The 6,457-nt window shown below is 72.9% G+C and carries 4 protein-coding genes; 3 read left to right on the top strand and 1 reads right to left on the bottom strand.

Going from position 1 to position 6,457, the window contains the following annotated elements; all coding sequences use genetic code 11:
- Positions 1-426 precede the first annotated feature (426 nt).
- Together ACGFNH_RS17660 and ACGFNH_RS17655 are read left to right on the top strand one after the other, a co-directional pair.
- Positions 427-1,371, top strand: coding sequence for a threonine/serine dehydratase (locus ACGFNH_RS17660; RefSeq protein WP_393654630.1), 945 nt, complete (start codon positions 427-429; stop codon positions 1,369-1,371).
- 400 nt (positions 1,372-1,771) lie between these two features.
- Positions 1,772-3,262 carry a hypothetical protein gene (locus ACGFNH_RS17655; RefSeq protein ID WP_393654628.1) on the top strand — a complete coding sequence of 497 codons (1,491 nt, stop codon included), beginning with the start codon at positions 1,772-1,774 and terminating at the stop codon, positions 3,260-3,262.
- Between the two features lie 293 nt (positions 3,263-3,555).
- On the opposite strand, the gene ACGFNH_RS17650 is transcribed toward ACGFNH_RS17655, so the two are convergent.
- Positions 3,556-5,313, bottom strand: a complete 1,758-nt coding sequence (locus tag ACGFNH_RS17650; protein ID WP_393654626.1) for a dolichyl-phosphate-mannose--protein mannosyltransferase — start codon at positions 5,311-5,313, stop codon at positions 3,556-3,558.
- Positions 5,314-5,531: 218 nt separating this feature from the next.
- On the opposite strand from ACGFNH_RS17650, the gene rsmI reads away from it, so the two are divergent.
- Positions 5,532-6,374: a 16S rRNA (cytidine(1402)-2'-O)-methyltransferase gene (gene rsmI, locus ACGFNH_RS17645; RefSeq protein WP_393654624.1), complete on the top strand. Its 843-nt coding sequence runs from the start codon at positions 5,532-5,534 to the stop codon at positions 6,372-6,374.
- Positions 6,375-6,457 lie beyond the last annotated feature (83 nt).

The raw sequence follows: 6,457 nt of genomic DNA, 5'->3' as shown, positions 1-6,457 counted from the left end.
TGTGGGGGTTGTCCCCCCCGCTGGGTGTGCGGACCCCCGCCCCGGGGGGGGGGGGGGGGGGGTGCGGCGGGGGGGGGGGGGGCCCCGCCCCCCCCCCCCCCGCCCCCCCCCCGCCCAACTGGACCCCGGTGTCGAGCCACCTGCGATCCCGCCACGTCTCGACAGGGGATGGTTCGCAGGACCGGACCAGGCACGGGGGCGTGGGGAAGAGACCTCATCCAGGTGGAGAGGAGCGCCGCTGCGGTGTGATCAGCGACGGCGGATCCCACTGGCCGGCACGGCTCCCCCGCGCCCCTGTCTCTGCGCGAACTGGCCGAACTGGCCGAACCCGGCCAACTGCGGGACCTCGCAACCCGCGCGAATCGTGACACCCGAGCAGGCCATCTGATTGCGTGGTCGTGACCAGAGCCGTTGGGAGGCCTACCGATGACCATCACGTACGCCGATGTCGGAGCGGCATCCGACCGGGTCTCCGGCTACGTCCGGCCCGTCACTCTCACCCCCGTCGACCCGGGCACCTTCGGCGGCGCCGACGTCCACCTGGCGCTGGAGTTCATGCAGCACACCGGATCGTTCAAGGCGCGCGGGGCGCTCAACTTCACCGCCCACCACCTCCGGGCGGGCACCATGCCCGAGGCCGGAGTCGTCATCGCCTCGGGCGGGAACGCGGGCCTGGCCTGCGCCTGGGCGGCCGCCCGCCACGATGTGCCCGCCACCGTGTTCGTCCCCGAGACCGCCCCACGGGTGAAGGTCGACAAGCTGAGGAAACTCGGTGCGGACGTCCGGCAGGTGGGCAGCGAGTACGCCGAGGCGCTCCAGGCCTCACAGCAGTACGCCGCCGCGACCGGAGCCCTGCAGTCGCACGCGTATGACCACCCGCTCATCGCCGCCGGTGCAGGCACCCTCATGGAAGAGATCCATCAGGCACTGCCCGATCTGGACACCGTCGTGGTCGCCGTCGGCGGGGGAGGACTGTTCACCGGCATCACCGCAGCCGCACACGAACACGACGTCCACGTCGTCGCCGTCGAACCGGAGAACTGCCGTGCGCTGAACACCGCGATCCGGGCCGGTCGCGTCACGGACGTGACCGTCGACTCCATCGCCGCGGACTCTCTCGGCGCGCGCCGCACCTCCGAGATGGCCCTCCAGTGGGCCAGGACCGCGAACGCCACCTCCCTGCTCGTCACCGACGATGCGATCCACTCCGCCCGCCGCGCCCTGTGGGACCACCGGAGGCTCGCGGTCGAGCACGGGGCAGCCACCGCCCTCGCCGCTCTGCTGTCCGGGGTCCACGAACCCGCCGACGGCGAGCAGGTCGCCGTGATCCTGTGCGGCGCGAACACCGACCCCTCCGACCTGGTCCACTGACCCGGCCCGCCCGCCCCCGGCCCGCGCGGGGGAGTCGGCTGTCAGCCCCTGGCGGGGCGCGCCGCCCTCGGGCTCGATCTCCTCAACCAGCCCCTCGCCCATGGCGGCGACGTGGACCCCGGCGCGGTCCACGCCGCCGTCCTCCTGTCTGCGTGTCCGCATGCTCGTCCGCCCCGCCGACGGGAGATCCGGGCGATGATCCCCGGCCGGGTGGAGCGGCGGGGTCACCGGTCGCGGCGAGGCGGCTGCGGCGGCAGGCGCCCTGCCTCTCACCGCCCTTGCTCCATGGTTACCAATCCCTCACATCCGGACGTACAACGGGTAACGCCCCTTTCGAGTCGCACTCCGTGAACGCGGCGCACGTCCGCGCCGCACCGGAACGACTTGAAGGGCTTCACGTATGTCCCGAGCACGACGCAGAACTCGTTCCGCGCGGCTGACCGCGTCCCTCGCCGCGGCGGCGCTGCTTGCCGGGGGAGCCGGTGTCTGGGCTCTCACCGGTGCATCGGCCGAGGCCGCGACAGGGTCGGCGGATGCGCAGGACGACTTCAACGGTGACGGTTACGCGGACCTGGTCGTCGGCGCCCCGGACGCCACTGTGTCGGAGAAGGCGAACGCGGGTTACGTGGCCGTCATGTACGGCTCGGCGGACGGGCTCTCCGCCTCCCACAAGAAGATCATCAGCCGCTCCACCAGCGGCGTACCCGGCTCCGCGACCGCCAAGCAGCAGTTCGGGTCCACCTTCACCAAGGGGGATCTGGACAAGGACGGTTTCAGTGACCTCGTGATCGCGGGCGGCGAGGCGGGCTCGGTGATCCTGTGGGGCTCCGCGTCCGGCCTGACTGGTGGCACGAACATCGCCAAGTACGGAGGTGCGCCGCAGATTGGTGACTTCGACGGCGACGACACCCCGGACCTCGCCCTGTTCACCGATCAGTCCATCGGTGGCGACGACCCCATGGGGGCCCCGGCCACCCTGTGGAAGGGCCCCATATCCCGTGCCGGGAAGCCTGCCGACGTCCTGAACATCCTGAACAAGTCCGAGTGGTGGGGCTATGAGGAGGACGACGCCTCCTGCGCCACCGGCGGCGGCTGCGAGGACGGACCCGACTCGATCACCGGCCCGGTCCGGTCCGGCCACGTCGGCGACATCAACGGCGACGGCAAGGACGACATCGTCCAGTGGATCTACACCGGTGACGGCACGTGGGGCAACCGCCTGCTCTACGGCGGCAGTTCGGGCTTCACCCGCGGCGACGGGGTGCCCGGTGAGACCGCGGGCGAGGACGCCGGCACCGATGTGGGCGATGTGAACGGCGACGGGTACGACGACGTCGTGGCCGGCGTCGACGGCTGGAACAACAAGGTGCGGGTCGCGTGGGGCTCGGCCTCCGGCCTGTCCGACGACAACGTGCAGACCTTCGACCAGGACCTGGCCGGCTTCCCCGGTGCCGAGGAGGACGGCGACCAGCTCGGCGCCTCGGTCTCCGTCGGCGACGTCACAGGCGACGGTTGCGACGACATCGCGCTCGGCATCCCGGGCGAGGACGTCGGGAGCACCGCCGATACCGGCTCGATCGCTCTCCTCCGCGGCAGCTCATCCGGTGTCTCGGGTGCCGGGTCCCAGGTCTTCCACCAGGACACCTCCGGTGTTCCCGGAGTCGGCGAGAAGGACGACCGGTTCGGGGTGAGCACCGCGCTCCTGGACGTCGACGGCAACGGCAACCGCGACCTCGCCGCCGGCTCCACCGCGGAGAACGGCGAGAACGGCGCGACCTGGCTGCTGCGCGGCACCTCGACGGGTCTCACAGCAACGTCCGCCTACGCCTTCGGCGCCAAGGACCTCTCCGCGCCCTACAAGGACGCCCACTTCGGATCTGCCCTGCGCTGACAGGCGCTGTCGGGCTGAGCCCGACGGAGGTGGGTGGGGCGGCCCGGTGCCGCCCCACCGCCGTTCGAGGCGCGCGGGTGGCGAAACACCGCAGCGGAGGTCCGGCGGTCGCCGCCGGACGAGTCGGTACAGGCGACCCGGGCACGATGTCCGAGGACGCCCATGGCTTCGGGCCGGTCGGGCCGGTCGGGCCGTCTCCAGGCCGTCCGCGGGAGCCCACAGCGACAACAAAGGACCGGCAACGACCACGAGGGTGCGGCGAACTGCCGCACCCTCGTGGTGTGTTCGCCCCGCTAGACCCAGGTGTCGAGCCACATGCGGTCCCGCCACGACTCGATCGGGATCGCCTGGCCCGTGTAGATCGGCCAGAAGTAGATGAAGTTCCAGACGATGAGCAGCACGAGGACGCCCGCGCCCACCGCGCCCACGGCTCGGCGGCGTTCACTCGACCCCCGTGGACCGAGCATCGCGCCCAGCATCATCGCCAGGGCCAGGCAGAGGAACGGCACGAACACCACGGCGTAGAAGAGGAAGATCGTCCGCTCCTGGTACATGAACCAGGGCAGCCAGCCCGCCGCGATGCCGCAGAGGATCGCCCCCGCGCGCCAGTCCCGGCGGAACGCCCAGCGGTAGAGCACGTACAGCACCGCGAAGCACGCCGCCCACCACAGCAGCGGTGTGCCGATGGCCAGGACCTCGCGGGCGCACTTGTCGGCCGCGTCCACCGGGCAGCCGTCCTGTCCCGGGCGCGGGGACTCGTAGAAGTACGAGACCGGGCGACCCAGTACCGGCCAGCTCCAGGGGTTGGACTGGTAGGTGTGCGGCGAGGTCAGCTTGACGTGGAAGTCGTAGACCTCGGCCTGGTAGTGCCACAGGCTGCGCAGCCCGTCGGGCAGCCAGCTCCAGAGGCCGCCCTGGTGCGGCGGGGTCGACGCCCAGTCGCGGAAGTAGCCGCCCCGGGTGGCGAACCAGCCGGACCAGGAGGCGACGTACGTCGCGATCGCGACCGGCAGCACCGACACGAAGGCGGGCAGCGCGTCCCGCTTCAGCATCGAGCGGTACGGGTGCCGGGCCCCGGCCATGCGGCGCGCGGCGGCGTCCCACAGGACGGTGAGGATGCCGAACGCCGCCAGGATGTAGAGGCCGTTCCACTTCGTGGCGATGGCCAGGCCCAGACACAGGCCCGCGGCCAGCCGCCACGGGCGCAGCCCCAGCCGCAGCCGGTCCCCGACGGCGGGATCGGGGCGTACGTCGGTGCCGCTCTCGTCCGGCGGCAGGGCGGCCGCCAGTTTCGCCCGCGTTCTGTCCCGGTCGGCGAGCAGGCAGCCGAAGGCGGCCAGCACCCAGAACATCAGCACCAGGTCGAGCAGCGCGGTGCGGCTCATCACGAAGTGCAGGCCGTCCACCGCGAGCAGGGCCCCGGCCAGGCAGCCCAGCGCGGTGGAGCGGAGCAGCCGCCGGCCGATGCGGCACAGCATCAGCACGGAGAGCGTGCCGAGCACCGCTGTCATGAAGCGCCACCCGAAGGGGGTCAGTCCGAAGAACTGCTCGCCGAGCGCGATCGTCCACTTCCCCACGGGCGGGTGGACGACATAGCTGTGCTCGGGGCTGAGCGGGATCTTCGGCGGGTGGCCCAGGATCAGGTCGTTGGCGTTCTTCGGCCAGGTCCCCTCGTATCCGTACCGGAGCAGCGACCAGGCGTCCTTCGCGTAGTACGTCTCGTCGAATATCACGGCATTGGGGCGGCCCAGGTGCCAGAACCGGAGCAGTCCCGCGACCAGGGCGACGAGCAGGGGACCGCCCCAGGCGGACCAGCGGGCGAGCCGGTCAGCGGCGTGCGGGCCGATGCCGAGCATGGCCCAGGGCCGGGTGGCGGGAGCCGGGTACGGGGGGACGAGCCGCTCCCGCAGCGGCGTCCGCGGCCGGTCCACGTGCCCGAAGCGGCGGAGCCGCAGCTGCCATGCGGTCGGTGCGGCTGCTCGTTCCGCCGCCTCACCGCCGTGCTGTTCGCCGGCCACGGGTCGTGCTCCTGTCGCGGTGTCACTGGTCACCGCGCCATCGTAGGGAACCCTGCTGTGCGCGTGTGCCTCCCGCCCCGGGCCGGGTGCGGGCACCCCTCGGAGGGTTGACCCGCGGGGCGGTGGGCTGCCGCGTTCCCTGTCCGGGGACGGGCTGTGCGGGAACGGGCCGTGCGGGGCGGCCGGGGGCCCGGACGGTCGGGATCCCGGGCGTGCCCGTGCCGGATGCCGGGCCTGGGAGGATGGCAGGCGTGACTGGAACGCTCGTACTCGCAGGGACCCCCATCGGCGACGTCGCGGACGCCCCGCCCCGGCTGGCCGCCGAGCTGGAGACCGCCGATGTGGTGGCGGCCGAGGACACACGGCGGCTGCGCCGGCTCACCCAGGCGCTCGGGGTGCAGACCACGGGGCGGGTCGTGTCGTACTTCGAGGGCAACGAGGCAGCGCGGACGCCGGAACTGGTCGAGGCGCTGGAGGGCGGGGCCCGGGTGCTGCTGGTCACCGACGCGGGGATGCCGTCCGTGTCCGACCCCGGATACCGGCTCGTCGCCGCGGCCGTCGAGCGGGACATCAAGGTCACCGCCGTACCGGGGCCCTCCGCGGTCCTCACCGCCCTTGCCCTCTCCGGGCTTCCGGTCGACCGCTTCTGCTTCGAGGGCTTCCTCCCGCGCAAGGCGGGCGAGCGGCTGGGCCGCCTCCGTGAGGTCGCGGGCGAGCGCCGCACGCTCGTCTACTTCGAGGCGCCGCACCGGCTCGACGACACCCTGGCCGCGATGGCCGAGGTGTTCGGGGCCGAGCGCCGCGCCGCCGTGTGCCGCGAGCTGACCAAGACGTACGAGGAGGTCAGGCGCGGGCCGCTGAAGGACCTGGCCGCGTGGGCGGCCGAGGGCGTACGCGGCGAGATCACGATCGTGGTGGAGGGGGCGCCCGCGCCGGAGCCCGAAGACCTGGACCCCGCCGAGCTGGCTCGGCGCGTGGCCGTACGCGAGGAGGCGGGCGAGCACCGCAAGGCGGCGATCGCGGCCGTGGCGGCGGCGGCCGGGCTGCCGAAGCGGCAGGTCTTCGACGCGGTGGTGGCGGCGAAGAAGGCGTGACGGGCGGTGCGCCGTGGAGGGGGCGGGCACCCGTCTGTGGACCGGTCCTGCGGCCGGTCCCGCAGGGCAGGGGCCGGGCGCAA

It is taken from the genome of Streptomyces sp. NPDC048639, assembly GCF_043199075.1.
Taxonomy (GTDB): Bacteria; Actinomycetota; Actinomycetes; order Streptomycetales; family Streptomycetaceae; genus Streptomyces.
The sequence above is the reverse complement of the archived record's forward strand: the minus strand, read 5'-3'. Positions and strand labels throughout refer to the sequence as shown.

Excerpts from the sequence above, each read along its gene's own strand:
- ACGFNH_RS17660 (WP_393654630.1), top strand. The coding sequence starts at position 427 with ATGACCATCACGTACGCCGATGTCGGAGCGGCATCCGACCGGGTCTCC.
- ACGFNH_RS17655 (WP_393654628.1), top strand. The coding sequence starts at position 1,772 with ATGTCCCGAGCACGACGCAGAACTCGTTCCGCGCGGCTGACCGCGTCC.